This window comes from Streptomyces sp. NBC_00190 (assembly GCF_036203305.1).
Classification (GTDB): Bacteria; Actinomycetota; Actinomycetes; order Streptomycetales; family Streptomycetaceae; genus Streptomyces.
The window spans coordinates 8,370,488-8,386,911 of the sequence record NZ_CP108131.1 but is presented as its reverse complement, the minus strand read 5'-3'; the positions used below and the strand labels follow the sequence as shown (position 1 = coordinate 8,386,911).

Annotated in this window: 10 protein-coding genes and 5 pseudogenes; 12 read left to right on the top strand and 3 right to left on the bottom strand. The window is 68.5% G+C overall.

Annotated features, from left to right (window positions below; all coding sequences use genetic code 11):
* Positions 1 to 81 precede the first annotated feature (81 nt).
* The 7 genes and pseudogenes from OG429_RS39015 to OG429_RS41665 all read left to right on the top strand — a co-directional run.
* Complete coding sequence (locus tag OG429_RS39015; protein ID WP_328929980.1) at positions 82 to 348, top strand: helix-turn-helix domain-containing protein; 267 nt, start codon at positions 82 to 84, stop codon at positions 346 to 348.
* Between the two features lie 418 nt (positions 349 to 766).
* Positions 767 to 1,255, top strand: a pseudogene (locus OG429_RS41680) (transposase); the annotation flags it as partial.
* Positions 1,143 to 1,571 (top strand): annotated as a pseudogene (locus OG429_RS41675) (transposase); the annotation flags it as partial. The pseudogenes OG429_RS41680 and OG429_RS41675, both read left to right, overlap by 113 nt.
* Positions 1,572 to 1,702: 131 nt before the next feature.
* Positions 1,703 to 2,215, top strand: a complete 513-nt coding sequence (locus OG429_RS41670) for a hypothetical protein (protein WP_443051326.1) — start codon at positions 1,703 to 1,705, stop codon at positions 2,213 to 2,215.
* A 134-nt stretch (positions 2,216 to 2,349) separates the two neighbouring features.
* A complete protein-coding gene (locus OG429_RS39005) occupies positions 2,350 to 2,772 on the top strand; it encodes a hypothetical protein (RefSeq protein ID WP_328929979.1) in 423 nt (140 codons plus the stop codon).
* Between the two features lie 280 nt (positions 2,773 to 3,052).
* On the top strand, positions 3,053 to 3,691 hold the full coding sequence (locus tag OG429_RS39000; RefSeq protein WP_328929978.1) for an IS5 family transposase: 639 nt from the start codon (positions 3,053 to 3,055) through the stop codon (positions 3,689 to 3,691).
* A gap of 359 nt (positions 3,692 to 4,050) precedes the next feature.
* Positions 4,051 to 5,015, top strand: a pseudogene (locus OG429_RS41665) (IS630 family transposase); the annotation flags it as partial.
* Positions 5,016 to 5,103: 88 nt separating this feature from the next.
* Here OG429_RS41665 and OG429_RS38985 read toward each other — a convergent pair.
* Positions 5,104 to 5,514: a VOC family protein gene (locus OG429_RS38985; RefSeq protein WP_328929976.1), complete on the bottom strand. Its 411-nt coding sequence runs from the start codon at positions 5,512 to 5,514 to the stop codon at positions 5,104 to 5,106.
* Between the two features lie 337 nt (positions 5,515 to 5,851).
* Between OG429_RS38985 and OG429_RS38980 the strand changes: the two are divergent.
* Positions 5,852 to 6,684: pseudogene (locus OG429_RS38980) on the top strand (IS5 family transposase).
* Positions 6,685 to 7,166: 482 nt separating this feature from the next.
* A complete protein-coding gene (locus OG429_RS38975; RefSeq protein WP_328929975.1) occupies positions 7,167 to 8,777 on the top strand; it encodes an alpha/beta fold hydrolase in 1,611 nt (536 codons plus the stop codon).
* Between the two features lie 137 nt (positions 8,778 to 8,914).
* Here the strand turns inward: OG429_RS38975 and OG429_RS38970 are convergent.
* Together OG429_RS38970 and OG429_RS38965 are read right to left on the bottom strand one after the other, a co-directional pair.
* Positions 8,915 to 9,421: pseudogene (locus OG429_RS38970) on the bottom strand (ATP-dependent DNA ligase); the annotation flags it as partial.
* A 100-nt stretch (positions 9,422 to 9,521) separates the two neighbouring features.
* Complete coding sequence (locus OG429_RS38965) at positions 9,522 to 13,223, bottom strand: nSTAND1 domain-containing NTPase (protein WP_328929974.1); 3,702 nt, start codon at positions 13,221 to 13,223, stop codon at positions 9,522 to 9,524.
* A gap of 223 nt (positions 13,224 to 13,446) precedes the next feature.
* On the opposite strand from OG429_RS38965, the gene OG429_RS38960 reads away from it, so the two are divergent.
* The 3 genes from OG429_RS38960 (at position 13,447) to OG429_RS38950 (ending at position 16,403) form a co-directional block, all read left to right on the top strand.
* Entirely contained in the window at positions 13,447 to 13,698 is a 252-nt protein-coding gene (locus OG429_RS38960; protein WP_328929973.1) for a hypothetical protein, read from the top strand.
* A 789-nt stretch (positions 13,699 to 14,487) separates the two neighbouring features.
* On the top strand, positions 14,488 to 14,826 hold the full coding sequence (locus OG429_RS38955) for a hypothetical protein (protein WP_328929972.1): 339 nt from the start codon (positions 14,488 to 14,490) through the stop codon (positions 14,824 to 14,826).
* A gap of 341 nt (positions 14,827 to 15,167) precedes the next feature.
* Complete coding sequence (locus OG429_RS38950) at positions 15,168 to 16,403, top strand: IS701 family transposase (RefSeq protein WP_443051322.1); 1,236 nt, start codon at positions 15,168 to 15,170, stop codon at positions 16,401 to 16,403.
* The last annotated feature ends 21 nt before the right edge of the window (positions 16,404 to 16,424 follow it).

Genomic DNA, 16,424 nt, shown 5'->3' with positions numbered 1-16,424 from the left:
ATGGATCGGCGGGAAGCGCAAGTTGGATGCGGATCAGGCCAGGACCCTGACCGAGCGCTCGTGATGCGCAATGCTTTGATCATGAGCGAAGAATCCGAGCGGCTGGCGAAAGCTCTCATCGCATTCCGGGAAGCCGAGGGCATATCCGTGAGGGAGCTTGCGCATCGCACCCAGTTGAGCCAGGCGACCATCAGGCTCCACGAGAGTAATCGCGAACGCCCGCCCACCCCCTTCGCGGCCCGCAGTTTCGAGGAAGTTCTCGGCTGGGCACCGGGCAGCATCCCGACCGCGTCGCGCGAGACGACAAATCTCGAGCTTCCGCCGGACTCCAGCGCTGTCACTCGGTAGGCCGAGAGGTCAGGACTGGTGGCGGCACGCCGTGTGCCCCATGGGGACGCACAGCCCTTACCCGGTCTCGGCCACGATTCCCCGCCTCCGAGAGGGACGATCACAGGGAGCTGGACCGCCCGGCGATCTGACCGAAGGTGGGCAGACCCAGGTGGATCACCAAGGGTCTGAGTGCGGCAGGGTCAGCTTCTCCTCGGCGCCGACCAGGCTGATCTCCAAGCCCTCGACCTCGCCGAGCCAGCCAGGAGCCTGAGCAGGCGAACTGCGCCTACGGCTTGCCGTGCTGCAATCAGCTTGACGTTTAACGTCGCTGGTCACTCGACCTGCTGAGATCCCCGGGATCCGGGGGTACGTGACGCGGCCGTTCTTCACGCTTCGAGATGTCGAGTAACGAAGTGCGAGAGAACGGCCGCTGCCTGTGAGTCTCCCCGTCGACGTGGCTGCAGGCGAGGCATTGGGCTTGCTGTCCCGCTTTCGGGTCGAGTTCTACGAGAGCCTCTACGCCCGGGCCGACGCGCTCTTCGAGCTCACCGACGCGGTCCTGTGTGCGGACGGGCCGGTGAACACCCTGGTCGAGCTGTCGCTGACGGCCGAGCACCGGCGCGGGCACGGCGCCTTGTACTCGGCGCTGGACCGGGGCTGGATCGAACCGACGCGTCTGCGTCGTGCCCTGGCAGACCTGCCGCTGCCGAAGGCGGCCGACGGGCGGATCGTACTGGCCGTGGACGTGAGCAACTGGCTCCGCCCCGACGCTCCCACCAGCGACGACCGGCTGTTCTGCCACGTCTACGGACGTGGCGACCGCAGCGCGGACCAGCTCATCCCGGGCTGGCCGTACTCCTTCGTCGCCGCGCTGGAGCCCGGCCGCACCTCCTGGTGCCAACTGCTGGACGCCGAGCGTCTCGGGGCCCGCGGACGACGCCACGCTCGTGACCGCCGCCCAGCTGCGCGAGGTCGTGAACCGCCTGGTCACGTCCGGGCAGCGGGCAGCGGGCGACCCCGAGATCCTGATCGTGATGGACTCCGGCTACGACGTCGCCTGCCTCTCCCACGCCCTGAAGGACCTGCCCGTCGTGCTGCCCGGACGACTGCGCTCGGACCGCGTCATGCTCCGCGACCCGGGCCCCGCCCGCTCGGGACCCAAGGGCGGGCGGCCCCGCCGGCACGGCGGCGTCCTCACTTTTACCAAGCCCGACACCTGGCACCAGCCCGACGTCACCACCGCCACAGATACCACCCGCTACGGGAAGGCAGAGACGATGGCCTGGGACCGGATGCACCCCCCAGGCTCACCCACCGTGGTCCCTGGCTGGAGCACGCGGAAGAGGAACTACCCGTCCTGCACGGCACGTTGGTGCGGCTCCAGGTCGAGCACCTGCCAGGCGACCGCAGCCCGAAGCCAGTCTGGCTGTGGTCCTCGGCCACCGCCGCCCCGCCGACCGATGTGGACCGCTGGTGGCAGTCGTTCCTCCACCGCTTCGACCTGGAGCACACCTTCCGGCTGATGAAGCAGACGCTCGGCTGGACCGCGCCGAAGGTCCGCCGCGCCGACACTGCCGACCTGTGGACCTGGCTGATCATCGCCGCCCACACCCAGCTCCGACTCACCCGGCCCCTCGCCGAGGACCTTCGCCGCCCCTGGGAGCGGCCAGCCGAGCCCCGCCGCCTCACCCCCGCCCGGGTGAGGCGGGGGTTTCGCAACGTCCGCGTGATGGCGGCCCGCCCGGCGGCCGCACCGAAACCGTCTCGCCCAGGCCCTGGACGACCTCCGGGCTCGAAGAACAAACACCGGGCCAGGCACCACGACGTCGGCAAGACGGTCAAACGTGCCGAGTCGATCAAGGAACACCAAGCCCGCCGACGTTAGACGTCAAGATCAGAAGCCGTTGCCATACCGATCACGGTGGGCGTGAGTTCGAGTGTGACTGCCCGGCCGGGTGATCTTTCGGCGGTCTGGGTATCAAGCCAAGGGAGATCGGCGAGCGAGGGGGCGGACTTCGAATGGGGGCAGCGGACGAGCAGGACCATCAGGACGGGGAAGGCTGGCTGACGAAGGCCGAAGTCCGGGAGATCTGGCCGCAGATCAGGCCGATCAGCATCACGGCCGTGGCGCGGGCCAACAGCGTACGTACCTCGGCTGCGCCCTCCCCGGACCTGACCCGCGAGCCGACCTACCACGCGGCCGACGTACGCCACGTGGCCGCGCGGATCGCCCGGGGTGAAGCCGATGTCGCGCCCTGGCAGCGCGCCGACTCCGACGCTGCACGCGACGACGCCACACCTGGCCCACCGGTTCGGCAGCCCGTCGGTTGGGGGCCCGAGAACGTGCCGGGGCTGATCCTGCTGGCAATCATCATGGGACTGATCCTCTGGGGCCTGACCTCTCCCGACAACCACGGCACAGTAACGGACTTCGTGCGCTGAGTGCGCTAACTAGCGGTTGCTCTATCGATCTTGGTGATCGTGAGTTCGAGTCTGCCGACTCGGTCGGGCGATCTCCTGGTCGGCAGGGCATGAAAGTGGGGCCTCCCGTACAGCTCGTGGGTGTCGAATCCAGTCGAGCAACAGGAGGCCCCTGGTGCGGCAGTCTTCCGTCTCCGTGACATTGCCATCCAACTCCGCGCCCCTGTCGTGTGATTGCCTCGCTCACCGGTTCGGGAATGCCGGGGACCGGCCGCACAGGCGTCCGGGGTACCCCTCGGACATGACCGACGCGGAGTGGGCAGTCGTACGCGACGCGATGCCCGTGCCCGCCTGGCTTGAGGGAAGGGGCGGGCAGCCGGAGAGCTACTGCCACCGGCAGCTGGTCGACGCGGTGCGCTACCTGGTTGCGGGCGGCATTGCCTGGAGAGCGGTGCCTGCGGACTTCCCCGCATGGGACCGCGTCTACGCCTTCTTCCGGCGCTGGCGGGACAAGGGCCTGGTCGCCGAGTTCCACGACCGGCTGCGCGACCGGGTCCGCGAAGCGTCGGGCCGCGATCCGGAGCCGACCGCCGGGATCATCGACGCGCAGTCGGTGAAAGGGGCCGCGTCGGTGCCGGTTGCCAGCCGGGGGTTCGACGGCGGGAAGAAGGTGAACGGCCGCAAGAGGCACATCGTCGTGGACACCCTCGGGCTTCTGCTGGCCGTGATGGTCACCGCCGCATCCGTCACCGACCACGAGGCCGGCTGGACGCTGCTGGAGCGGCTGCGGATGTGGCACTGGCGCATCTCGCTGGTGTGGGCCGACGGCGGCTACACCGGACGCCTGGTCGACCTCGCCCGCGATGTCCTGCGGATCGCGCTGACGGTGGTCAGACGCATCGACGACGCCACGGGCTTCGTGGTGCTGCCGAAAAGGTGACTGGCGGAACGGACGTTCGCATGGCTGATGCACTCACGCCGCCTGGTCCGCGACTACGAGACCCGCACCGACACCTCCGAGGCGATGATCCGGTGGTCGATGCTCATGGTCATGAGCCGCCGGCTCGCCCGGCGAGCACGCTGAACATCCCCGGACGTTCCTCGGCCATCCAGCCCCGCCCGGCCAGGCGCTTCACCTTCGACCGCACTCCCTCCACCTTCGCCGCGACCACCTCCAGACCCAAGGCCGCCGCGAGCTGCCGGCAGTCCATCTCTCTCCCCGTTACTGATTTCAGCCCGTTGGGGTGAATCGTTGCGGAGTCCCTGATGGGTGTGGGTGGGTGCCTGTATCCGTGGTGTGTGAGATATGCGGATGGCGGCGGGCTGACTCCTGCGGGGCGTCGGCGTCGGGAGACGGTACGGATGCAGGCGGCCGAACTATTCGAGCAGCAGATAGCGGTGTCGGAAGTCGCGCATCGGCTGCGGGTGAGTGTGAAGTCGGCTTATCAGTGGCACCAGTTGTGGCGGGATGGTGGTGTTGAGGCTCTGGCCTCCCGGGGTCCGAGCGGGTCACGGTGCCGGCTGTCCCCGCGGTGTCTGGAGAAGCTGGCCGGGTATCTGAAGGAGGGCCCGGCCGCGCATGGCTGGGTGGCGGACCAGGTGTGGACCGCATCGAGGGTGGCCACCCTGATCGGCAGGAAGTTCCACGTCTCCTACAGCGTCTCGGGTGCCACCCGGTTGATGCACCGGCTCGGCTTCAGCCCGCAGGTCCCCGCCCGGCGGGTCGCTGAGCGCGATGAGCAGGCCGTGACCGCGTGGAAGGTGGCGACCTGGGCGGAGGTAAAAGAGTCCGGGCGGCCTGCGGGGGCTACGTCTGCTTCGAGGACGAAGCCGGGTTCACCCGTAGGCCGCCCCGGGGACGGACCTGGGGCCGACGCGGAGTAACTCCGGTCGTCACCATCCGCGGCCGGCGTTCGGGACTGTCGGTGGCCGGACTGATCGCGATGCGGCCGGGCTCCCGGACCCGGCTGTGTCACCGCCTTCGGACCCACCCTGCAGGCAGGGGAACACGTCGCAGCATGGGCGAGCGGGACTTCATCGCGCTGGTCGACGACGTCCACCAGCTCGTCAAAGCGCCGATCGTGCTGGTCTGGGACCGCCTGAACACCCACGTCTCCCGCAGGATGCGCGACCTCGTCGCCGAGCGCGAGTGGCTGACAGTCTTTCTGCTGCCCGCCTACTCACCCGACCTGAACCCCGTCGAAGGCGTCTGGGCACACGTCAAACGCAACCTCGCCAACCTCGCCGTCATGGCACTCGACCGAGGCGGGCCGCGGGGCCGTGTCGTACGTCGTCGTCATGCCTGGTCAAACGAGCCAGCAGTGCGATAGGACGTGCGGCCCCCTCGCCGTCTTAGTCGCGCTTGGGCCAGATCGGGCCCTGGTCGGTCCAGATGACGCCCTTGTTGCGGCACAGGCAGAAGGGGTGGCCGATCGGGTCGGTGTAGACCTGCCAGCCGTAGCCGTTGGGGCCGATGAAGTCCTGCCTTAGCGTCGCGCCGAGGTCGAGGACGCGGCGCTGCTCGGACTCGATCTCGTCCACTTCGAAGTCGAGGTGGAACTGTTTGGGGTGCTCGCTGTCCGGCCACTGCGGAGCGCGGTAGTCGGCCACCCGGATGAATGCCAGCTCGATCTCGCCGAACTGGATGCCAGCCCAGTCCTCGGAGCTGCCTTCCTTGATCGGACGGCCCGTCACCTCGGAGTAGAAAGCCGCCAGCTTCATCGTGTCCGGGCAGTCGATAATGAAATCGGTGAGTCGCAGCATCCCGCGATCTTGTCACAAGCTCACACCCGACTTCGAGACAGGCCCTAACCTCGTCGTTTCAGTTGGGGCTGCTGGGCGGCTGAACGAGGTCGTTTGAGGCCGTGTCGGCCGGTGGACATGGTGAGAGCCTGACGCGGGGTCGGGTTCTCCGAGGTCCTTGATTCGAGGGTGGGTTGGGACGGCGGGTCAGCTGGCGGGGCGGGGCAGTGCGTCCAGCCGATGGAATGCGGCCGCGAGTTCATATCGCCAGGGCCAGGTCGCCAATATTCCCTGGGCAACGGCAGCCGCATCACCGACGTCACGGAGCCCTCCGGCTCGCTCATGATCACGCTACGCCGTGAGCGAGCGCAAGCCGTACCCAGCGACCTGTCCGACGCCCGGTGGGCCCTGATCGAGCCGACGTTGATGGCCTGGCGCAATGCCCGGCTCGAACGCAGACCCACCGGACAGCCGGCCAAGGTCAACTTACGCGATGTGTTCAATGCGATCCTCTACATCAACCGCACGGGAATCCCCTGGAAATACCTCCCGCACGACTTCCCCAGCCACGGCACCGTCTATTCCTACTACGCGGCCTGGCGCGACGAGGGAGTCTTCGCCCGGCTCAACTACGACCTGACCGGCCTGGCCCGCGTCAAGGAAGGCCGCAAGCCCGAGCCGACCGCTTCGGTCATTGACACCCAGAGCGTCAAAACCTCCACCACCGTACCCCTGACCAGCCAGGGAACCGATGCCGCGAAGAAGATCGTCGGACGGAAGCGCGGCATCCTCACCGACACGATCGGCCTCATCCTCGCCGTGACCGTCGCTGGCGCCGGCCTCTCCGAGAACGCCATGGGAATACGTCTCCTCGACCAGGCGAAGGCGACCTACCCCACCATTGCGAAAAGCTGGGTCGACACCGGCTTCAAGAACGCAGTCGTCGGCGCCCGCCTCGGAATCGACGTCGAAGTCGTCAACCGCAACCCGGAAAAGCGCGGCTTCCACGTTATGAAAAGGCGCTGGGTGGTCGAGCGGAGCATCGGCTGGATCATGATGCACCGCCGCCTCGCCCGAGACTACGAAACCCTCACCACCAGCTCCGAAGCCATGATCCACATTGCCTCGATCGACAACCTCACCAAGCGCATAACATACGAAAGCACACCCACCTGGCGAGGGACGTACTAGGGCATGAAAGGGCAATTCACCTACTTCAAACGCCCTCTCAGATCCCCACGTCCCACGCGGGGATCATCGCAGAGCTTGATCCGCTCTTGAGCATGCCCTAATCGACCGGCGGCTTGTCGGTGGGGTTTCTGGGGCGCTTGTTCGGCCGGGAGCTGGGGCCGTCGCGGGGGCGCCATCCCGGCAATCGGCTGAACCCGGTCAAGCAGTCAGCCGCGAACCCTGTCCACAAGATCCCTTGTCGCTAGTTGTCGTCGGTTGTCCTCCCTAAGGGGGAGGGGGACTACGAGTGGACGGGCGGGTCCGTCCCGGAGGCCCCGGCGGATACGCGGATCTTGGGGATGAGTCTCGGCCACGTGTCCGGATTTCAGATGGTACGTGCGGGGGACGGAAGGTCCGTTCTTGGGAGGGATCCGGTCTGACCCGCTCGTCCAACACAGTCGAGGGCAAGCGATTTCACCCGCCGAAGGAACGAAACCACGCGCATGAAACATCTCGCACGACTGCTCGCCACCGCCGGACTCCTCGCCGCCGCCCTTCCCGGGCTGGCGACGCCATCGGCCTCCGCCGCCCCGACCCCCGCGTACCTGCGACAGACGCCGGCCTGGCACCGCTGTAGCCCCGATCGGCCGGCGGCGTACGAGTGCACCACCCTCAAGGTGCCGCTCGACTACCAGCGTCCCGAAGGGCGCACCCTGAACCTCGCCATATCCCGGATGAAGAGCGAGAACCCCGCCAAGCGGCGTGGCGTCCTTCTCCTCAACCCCGGCGGCCCCGGGACCTCGGGTCTCTACCGGCCGATACGGACGAATGCCGAGATGCCCAAGGACGTCCGCGACCGCTACGACCTCGTCGGCTTCGACCCGCGCGGCGTCGGCGAGAGCAGCCCGATCGGCTGTGGTGATCTGAGCGAAGCGGAGGTGGGCGTCGGCGGGGCGTACCGGCCCGAGACCTTCGCCTCGGACGTGTCCTGGGCGCGCGGAATCGCCGACAAGTGCCGTGAGAAATCGGGCGATGTGATTCCGTACATCACCACCCGCAACACGGCGCGCGACATGGACGTCATCCGCGCCGCACTAGGGGAGCGGACGGTCTCGTACCTGGGCTACTCGTACGGGACGTACCTCGGCGCGGTGTACACCCAGATGTTCCCGGAGCGCACCGACCGGTTCGTCCTGGACAGCGGCGTGGACCCGGGGCGCGTCTGGCGCGGCATGATCCAGGCGTGGGGGACCGGAGCCGAGCCCGCCTTCGAGCGGTGGACGCGCTGGGCGGCGGAGCGCTCGGACACTTATGGGCTCGGCGCCACGCCCGAGGCGGTCTCGGCCACCTTCTGGGCGCTGGTGGCGCGGGCCGACCGGGACCCGATCATCCACTACGGGGAGAAGGTGACGGGTGACTACATCAGGGCCGACCCGTCGCTCTTTTTCGATCCCCACGGTGCCTCGGTCGTCGTCAAGTCCATCAAGGCATCGGCCGACAAGGCGCCCCAGCCGCCGGGTGGCACCGCTCCGGGCGCGAGCGGGAAGGGCGCCGACAGGAAGGGGCCCGGCGCGCAGTCACCGCTCGGCGGCGTACGGGCCGCCGGCCCGGGCGTCGACGAGGGAGGGGCGTCGGAAGGTCCGGACGCCATTCCCGCCAGCAACGTCACCGCCGTGTACTGGGCCGTGGTGTGCGGGGACACGGACAGCTGGCCCCGCGATCCGGAGCAGTACGCGCGGGACGCGGCGCGGGACAAGGTGAAGCACCCGCTGTACGGGGACTTCGCGTCGAACATCAAACCGTGCGCCTTCTGGCAGCGGCCGCTGGAGCCCGCAACGCCCATGAAGACCCGGGCCGATGTCCTGACCGTGCAGAACGAGTGGGATGCGATGACCCCGCTCGACACCGGCAAGGGGCTGCACCAGGCGCTCAAGGGGTCGCGGATGGTGCTGGCGCTGGGGGGTGAGGGGCATGGTGTGTATCTCTCCAACCCCACGGCCTGCGCCAACATACCCGTCAACGCGTACCTGTCGACGGGACGGCTGCCCGCGAAGGACGTGACCTGCCACAACCCGCCGCCCACCCCGGAACCGGAGGGTGCCGGAGCCCGCTGACGACAGGGCCCGGCCGCCCGGCCCCGCTGCAATCGGCTGAACCCGGTCAAGCGGTCAGCCGCGAACCCTGTCCACAAGATGCCTTCGATTCCGGACACGTCGGTCCAGGACTCCAGCCACTCCTGGGCCTTGGCCAGGTCTGTCGTCATGGGGCAGAGCGTCCATGGGGCGGTCAGGCCGTGATCGGTGAACAGGGCCTCCAGCAGGGCGCGGCGTTCGGCGTAGGGGCGGTTCAGCTGTTCCTGCCCGTCTTGTTGCAGGACGTCGAACGCGACGTAGTAGGCCGGCCACCGGGCGGCCATGGTGGGGGCGGTGCGGCGGCGGGCGGCGGCCCGGCGCTGCAGCGCCTCGAACGACAGCCGGCCCGTCTCGGTATTCCAGACCAGCAGCTCGCCGTCCAGGACCAGGCCGTGCGGCAGCTGCTTCTCGGCGGCCGCCACCAGGTCGGGGAACCGGTCCTGAATCAGCGACCCGCGCCGGGTCTGCAACAGCACCCGGCCGCCCGGGGCGGCGGGGGTGAACAGCAGCGCCCGGTGCCCGTCGAACTTCTGCTCAAAGGCCAGAGGGCCCACAGCACACCGGGACCCGGCACCGACTCCGCAGCCCGGTCCCGGGGGGGGCCAGCCTGGCCCTGCAAGGGGCATGGCCTGGTGAAGGATGCCGTACGGCGGAGCGTGGCAGGGGGGCCGGTGTGACGTGGACCGACGGGTGGCCAGTAAGCCGCCGTGACCGACCCCTGGGGCATCAGGGTCCGTCGCACGTGGCATGCGGTGGTGTTCCCGGGCCCGGCAAGTAGACCGAGCGTTCCTGCGCGGTCAAGTCGCGGCCTATGGCACGACAGATCTTGCTGATAGCTGCGGTGGGCGTCGGCAAGGCCAGGTTCCATAGGCGTACGCTGTGGTCTCTGCTGGCGGTGACCACAGTGCGGCCGTCAGGACTGAAGGCTACGGAGAGCACGGCGTCAGTGTGTCCGGCGAGCCTGGCAAGCATCGCGCCAACGGCTGGGTCCCATGTGGTGTCTGTGTCCCACAGCCGTACTGTGCCGTCCTCAGCGCCGGTTGCCAGGATGCGCCCGTCCGGGCTGAACACCGCCGACACGACAGCGCCGCTGTGCCCGGACAAGCTCCCGCGACTACGACCCGTCAACGGGTCCCACAGGTGAACCGTCCGATCCTCACCACCGGTTGCCAGAATGCGCCCGTCCGGGCTGAACACCGCCGACACGACAGCGCCGCTGTGCCCGGACAAGCTCCCGCGACTACGACCCGTCAACGGGTCCCACAGGTGAACCGTCCGATCCTCACCACCGGTTGCCAGAATGCGCCCGTCCGGGCTGAAGACCAGAGCGCGCACCTTGCCGTTGAATCCGGGCAGGTTTCTGCGCCCGTCGCCGGTGGACGCGTCCCACAACTCCACTCCGCGGGCGGCGCTGCCAGTGGCCAGAGTTCTGCCGTCCGGACTGAAAGCCAAGGCGGCCGCCCCGCCGTTGTACCCGGCCAGACTTGTGCGGAGGCGGCCGGTGGACGCGTCCCATAGCTTTACCCCAGCGTCGTCGTCGCTCGCGGCCAGAGTGTGCCCGTCCGGGCTGAAGGCCAACGACGGGATGTTGTTGGCGCGTCCAGCCAAGCCGGTACGGAAGCGGGAGGTGGGCACGTCCCACAACTGCACTGCGTCATCACCGAGGCGGCCGGTTGCCAGGGTGCGGCCGTCCGGACTGAACAACATCGAAGCCGTCTCCGTGAGACTTCCCGTGAGGAGGGTCCGGGACTCGTCGGCGGCGGCACCCCAGAGCCGGACGGTGTGATCATCGCTACCGGTGGCAAGGGTGCGGCCATCCGGACTGAAAGCCAAGAAGATGACCTGTCCTGCGTGTCCGGACAAGGTCCGGCGGAGTCGACCGGTGTCGGCCTCCCACAACCGGACGGTGCGGTCCTGGCTTCCGATGGCCAGGGTGCGGCCATCCGGACTGAACACCATCGAGCCGGCAGGGGCGGTGTAGCCGGTCAGCCCCGTGCGGAGACGGCCGGTGCTTGTATCCCACAGCTCCACCCCGCGGTCGGAGCTGCTGATGGCCAGGGTGCGGCCGTCCGGGCTGAACGCCATCGTGCCGACCAGGTTGGTGTGGCTGGGCAGACTCTGTTCGAAACGGCCGGTGCTCGTGTCCCACAGCTCCACCCCGCGGTCGGAGCTGCTGATGGCCAGGGTGCGGCCGTCCGGGCTGAACGCCAGTGATCTGACGTGGCCGGCTTGTCTGGGCAGGCTCATCAGGCGGCTACCGGTGGTCGCGTCCCACAATTCGACCTCGCGTGTGGAGCCACTGGTTGCCACCATGCCTGGGCTGAACACCAAGACGGTCACGAAACCGGTCTGCTGGACCAGCCGCGCACGGATGTCGCCGGTGGCCGTGTCCACAAACCGCACCAGGCTGTCGTCGCCGTTGACGGCGAGGGTGCGCCCATCAGGGGCGAGCGCCATCGTCGTCCCAGGCGTGGACTGCCCGGGCGGGCTCACGCGGGTGCGGCCCGTGTCCGCATCCCAGAGCCGTGCCGTACCGTCCTCGCCGCCGCTGACAAGCGTTCGCCCGTCCGAACTGAACGCCACTGCAGCCACACGCCCTCCGTGGTCCATACGGTGCCGAAGGGGCACATCGGCAGCGGCAGAGAGGCTTTCCAGCGCCTGGGATGTCGGGTGGGCCTGATAGGCCCGGATGGCCAGCAGGGACGCCAGATCGGAGTCCGTCCCAAGAAGGGAGGCGGCCTGGGCGGCGAGCTGCCGGGAGAGCGCGACCTGCCGCTGCTCGTCACTGGCCAGGGTTTGCCGCCAAGCGATCGAGCCGGCAACGACGGCCAGGACCAGGAGGAGGGACAGTGCGGCAATCAGCCCGCGCAGGCGCCGGGTGGTGCGGGCCGCAGCCTTCTCCTCCTGCTCTCGCGCTGCGAGGCTGGCCATGAGGTAGGCGTGTTCCTGTCCGGTCAGGTCCTCCCGGATCGCGCCGCTGAAGTGTTCCTGGGCGGTGGCCAGCCGAATGCCGCGGTAGAGGGCGCCGGGGTCGCGGCCCAGTTCCGCCCAGGCGTGCGCGTCCTCTGTCAGTTTCCGCTGGACACGAACGCGGTCTCGGTCTTGATCGATCCAGCCCCGCAGCCGCGGCCACGCGCTCAGCAAGGCCTCATGGGCGAGATCAACCGTGCCTTGGTCGAGAGTGAGCAGCCTCGCTGCGGCCAGGGCTTCCAGAACTTCCGTTGTCTCCTGCCGGCCGGCGGCCTGTAGTTCCTCGCGTTCGGCGGGCCTGCGGGTATCTGGAGTGCCATCGCCGGGGGCGACCAGCCGCAACAGCAGGGCCCGGGCCGCGGCCGCCTGCGCTTCGGTAAACCGGCCATAGAGGTCTTCAGCGGTCTTGGCGACTGCGCCCTCAAGACCCCCGGCCGTCTCGTAACCGTCCACGGTCAGCGTCTTTCCCCGTCGGCGGCGCCAGGTCTCGAGCAATACGTGCGATAAGAGGGGCAGCCCGCCCGGGGCGTCCACGACCTCCTGGACGAGTCGGGAGCTGAGCGCGCGCTCCACGGTCAGTCCGACGGCCGCGGCCGGCCTGACAACGGCCTCGCGCAGCTCTGCCGGCGTCATCGGTGGGGCCAGCAGGTTGGCATCGCGAAGCGCGTCCGCCAGGCCGCGGTGCTCGGCGCAACGGCCGTAGAAATCGGCGCGCACAGCGATTAGTACCTTCAACCGGCGCTCAGGCCGACGGGCGGCAAGGAGCATCTCGATGAAACGCGCCCGCTCTGCGGGATCTTGGCAGACGGTGAATACCTCCTCGAACTGATCGACGATCACGAACGTGTCTCCGCTTTCGGATGCCAGCCCGGCTTCCGGAGGGTTGAACACATGGCCGTGAGTGCGTGCCGGGCGCTGGCCCGGAGTGAGAATCCGCAGAGCGGTGGGGCGCAGGTCCACCTCCTGGACCTGCTGGAGGGCAGGGATGAGGCCGGCGCGCAGCAGTGAGGACTTGCCACTGCCGGACGGGCCGAACAGCGCCGCGAACCGCTGCCGTCGCAGCAGATCCAGCAGATCAGCGGTGAGCCGGTCACGGCCGAAGAACAGGCTGCGGTCGCCCGCCTCGAACCGCGCCAGCCCCTTGTACGGAGACTCCCCATCGGAACCCCCATCGTCCGGGCCCGGGACAGCAAGCGCCTCCACCGTCCGCTTCCACCGCTCCTCCCATTCCCTGTCGTCGCCCCCGCAAGCCGCCACGTATGCCAGCACCACCGGCAGTGTCGGCAACTGTTCACCCGCTGCCGCCTGGGAGAGCGTCGTGACCGAATACCCGGCCCGCTGCGCCAGTGTCCGGTAGGTGATTCCACCTGCCTTCGAACGCAGTTCGCGCAGCTCGAACGCGAACCGCTGAACCGGACCCGAACCAGGGTCTAACGGCACCTCACGACGCCCCGCCACACTCCCACCCCCATGTACGCCCTGGACCGCCGGCCAACCTATGTGCCCTCCATGCCGGCAAGAAGGTCGCGTCCGGCCATTGTTCGGCCGTCAGAACACCCCTGCCGAACAATGCGCAGGCCGATGAAATGGGTGATGCAAGGCCAAGGGCCCCGCCCCGTGGAGCACCGCGGGCCGCCTTGGGGCTCCTTGCTTCACACATCCGTACAAGAAGGAGACGAACATGCGCGCACGTATGCTGCTCACCAGCGTTGCTCTGGGAGCCACCGTGCTGATGGGCGGTACCGCCGCCGCACAGGCAACACCCTCGCTCTCTCAAGCCGACAAGGCACCGACCGTGGCCCCGTCGTACGTGAAGTACATGGGCACGTTCACCAAGGCGGGATGCGAGGCACGGAAGGATTCCTACGCTGGCTCCGCCTACTGCGAATTCCGCGGGACCAACAGCTACGCCCTGTACATCTTGGTGCCCTGAGCCTCCTGCTCAGGCTAGCTCCGGAACCAGCGTCTTATCGCGAGAGTGCGCAGCACCCCATGGAGACCCCTGAGGATCTCCGGTGCCACGGATGAACCGGGTTCTCGGCTCTTCTCGTGGACCAGCGGCCCGGAGCCCGTACCCCGGCGCTCGGTGCCCGTCCCGTAAACGCTGGCAGCCGGCTGATCAGGATCTTCACCGCAGCCCCGCGTGGGAGCACCGCGGGCCCCCGAAGGGGGCCAGCGTCCACGGCTGTTTCCAGCGGTCGCTGCAACACACAGCCGTAAAACATCAAACCGCGAGCGGTTTGTGCAGGCGCTCGGCTGGGGATTCCCAGCCGAGCGTTCTGCGTGGGCGCCCATTGCGTGCGGCGGCCTGCTCGCGGCACACGGGACGAAATGACGGTCGTCGTGGTCCCGGCAGCGTGTGGTCTCCACACGCCGCCAGCGGAAGCTTGCCCAGGGGCACCTGAGACGTGTCCACGCTGTCGGCGGGAGGTTTGCCCAGGGGTCAGGGGGCATGCCCAGGGCGGAAGCGGGAGCGCCAGCCGCGGGCCTTCTCGGCCGTCGCGGCGGCCTCCGCCTCCAGACGGTCGCGCTCGGCCTGGTCCGCTGCCGCGACCGTCTTGTCCTCGCACGGCTCGCACTGGCGGCCTGGTGGTAGCGGAGCGTTTGCGAGCCCGCGACTGGCGACGTGGCCAGGGCCGACCCTGGCCGCCCGGCCTACTCATGCTCGTCTAGGTAGCCGCACCCAGGCGGAACTTATGGTCCGCCGCCTAGTCTTCGGATCATGACTTCCGTACAGCAGATCGATTCGTTCGAAGAAGAGGCTCTCTCGCAGCTGACGGGAACCTGGTCCCTCATACTGGGCACCGCTGCTGTCGCGGCCGTCGGCTGCCCCCTGCTTCCGGAATTCGTTCCGAACCTGCTCCGCTACCTCCCTGTCTACTTCATCCTGCCCTTGGGGATCTGGGCGGTCGTCTCAGGAGGCATCGCCCTGCGACGTGTGCGCGGCGACGAGGGAGCCAGTCGCATCCGGGCGCGGGCCGGGATCGCCCTCGGCACGGTGGCCGTCGTGACGGCGGTGGCCACCATCGTCTGGGCATGCTGGGCACTGCGCCACATCTGAGAGCGACGGCCGTGTAAGGGCCCTCGCAATACGGGCGGTGTTCCGGCGGTAGACCGCCGCTCCTCGTGCCGGACAACTCCTAGCGCCGCCATACGTTGACCCGTTCCGTCGCGAGCAGGGCGCCCCGTCGGGACCCTTGATGTAGGCCGGGATCCAGGTCTGCCGAGGAAGTGAGCGGCTACTAGTACTCCAGCAGTACTTTGTGGCTTGACCTGGGGAAACGTCGAGCGGTGGGAGTGTAGCGGGCAGGTTGTCGTCACGGACGGCTTCTGCCCGCCTGCCCCTCGAAGGAGTGCCCACGACGGCAAGGTCGTCCCGGGCCGGGGAAGCCTCATGTTGTGATCACCGAACAGGCAGGCGAGACCTGGGACCGCGACCTGGACCACCTCTTCACCACCATCGGGCACCACTTCGGCCGTGTCGAACCACGCCGCCGCATGCGGGACTACGTGCGCGCACTACTGGGCCCGGTGGCCCGCAAGAACAGCTGGCAACTTGCCGAACACGCCGGCCACGCCACCCCCGACGCACTGCAGCACCTGCTCTCCCGAGCCCGCTGGGACCCCGACGGCATCCGCGACGACCTTCAGGCCTACGTCGCCGAACACCTCGGCCGCCCCAACGGGGTGCTGATCATCGACGACACCGGCTTCCTGAAGAAGGGCACCACCTCCGCCGGAGTCCAAAGGCAGTACTCCGGCACCGCCGGCCGCACCGAGAACTGCCAGATCGGCGTCTTCGCCGCCTACACCAGCACGGCCGGCCGTGCTCTCGTAGACCGCGAGCTCTACTTGCCCAGGTCCTGGACCGACGACCGCGACCGCTGCCGCGCCGCCAAGGTCCCCGATCAGCGGGAGTTCGCCACCAAGAACACCCTCGCGGCGACGATCGTCCGCAGGGCCCTGGCCTCGCCACTGCCAATCGCCTGGGTCACGGCGGACGCCGCTTACGGACAGGACAACCGCTTTCGCCGGATGCTGGAAACGTCAGGTGTCGGCTATGTCCTGGCCGTCCCAAAGTCTCAGTTCTCCCTGGCCGGCCCACGCATCGACAAGGCCTTCGACAAGGCCCCCGACCAGGCATGGGAACGCCGTTCCTGCGGCGCGGGCGCGAAGGGACAGCGCGAGTACGACTGGGCGGCCGTGCAGTTGCGCCCGGTGGCCGAGTACGACCACCGTGACGGCGTGCTGATCCGCCGACGGTGGGCACTGGCACGACGCAGCCTGAGCCGGCCGGACGAGATCGCCTACTACCTCGCCTACACGCCGCTGGATGTCGCCGTGGACGAACTGGTGCGCGTCGCGGGCGCCCGGTGGGCGATCGAGGAGTGTTTCCAGGCCGCGAAGAACGAGTGCGGCCTGGACGAGTACGAGGTCCGCCGCTACGTCGGCTGGTACCGACACATCACCCTGGCCATGCTCGCCCATACCTTCCTCGCCGTGATGAGCACGCAAGCAGCCCAAAAGGGGGATCCGCCGGTGAGGATGCCGTGGTCATCGAGCTCACTGTGGCAGAAGTGCGGCGACTCCTGGCAGCTCGTCCACCCCGAGATCCCCGCGCCTACACCCACGCGTTGAACTGGTCGCACTGGCGTCGGC

Excerpts from the sequence above, each read along its gene's own strand:
- OG429_RS38975 (WP_328929975.1), top strand. The coding sequence starts at position 7,167 with ATGAAACATCTCGCACGACTGCTCGCCACCGCCGGACTCCTCGCCGCC.
- OG429_RS38985 (WP_328929976.1), bottom strand. The coding sequence starts at position 5,514 with ATGCTGCGACTCACCGATTTCATTATCGACTGCCCGGACACGATGAAG.
- OG429_RS39000 (WP_328929978.1), top strand. The coding sequence starts at position 3,053 with ATGACCGACGCGGAGTGGGCAGTCGTACGCGACGCGATGCCCGTGCCC.
- OG429_RS38955 (WP_328929972.1), top strand. The coding sequence starts at position 14,488 with ATGACTTCCGTACAGCAGATCGATTCGTTCGAAGAAGAGGCTCTCTCG.
- OG429_RS38960 (WP_328929973.1), top strand. The coding sequence starts at position 13,447 with ATGCGCGCACGTATGCTGCTCACCAGCGTTGCTCTGGGAGCCACCGTG.
- OG429_RS39005 (WP_328929979.1), top strand. The coding sequence starts at position 2,350 with ATGGGGGCAGCGGACGAGCAGGACCATCAGGACGGGGAAGGCTGGCTG.
- OG429_RS39015 (WP_328929980.1), top strand. The coding sequence starts at position 82 with ATGAGCGAAGAATCCGAGCGGCTGGCGAAAGCTCTCATCGCATTCCGG.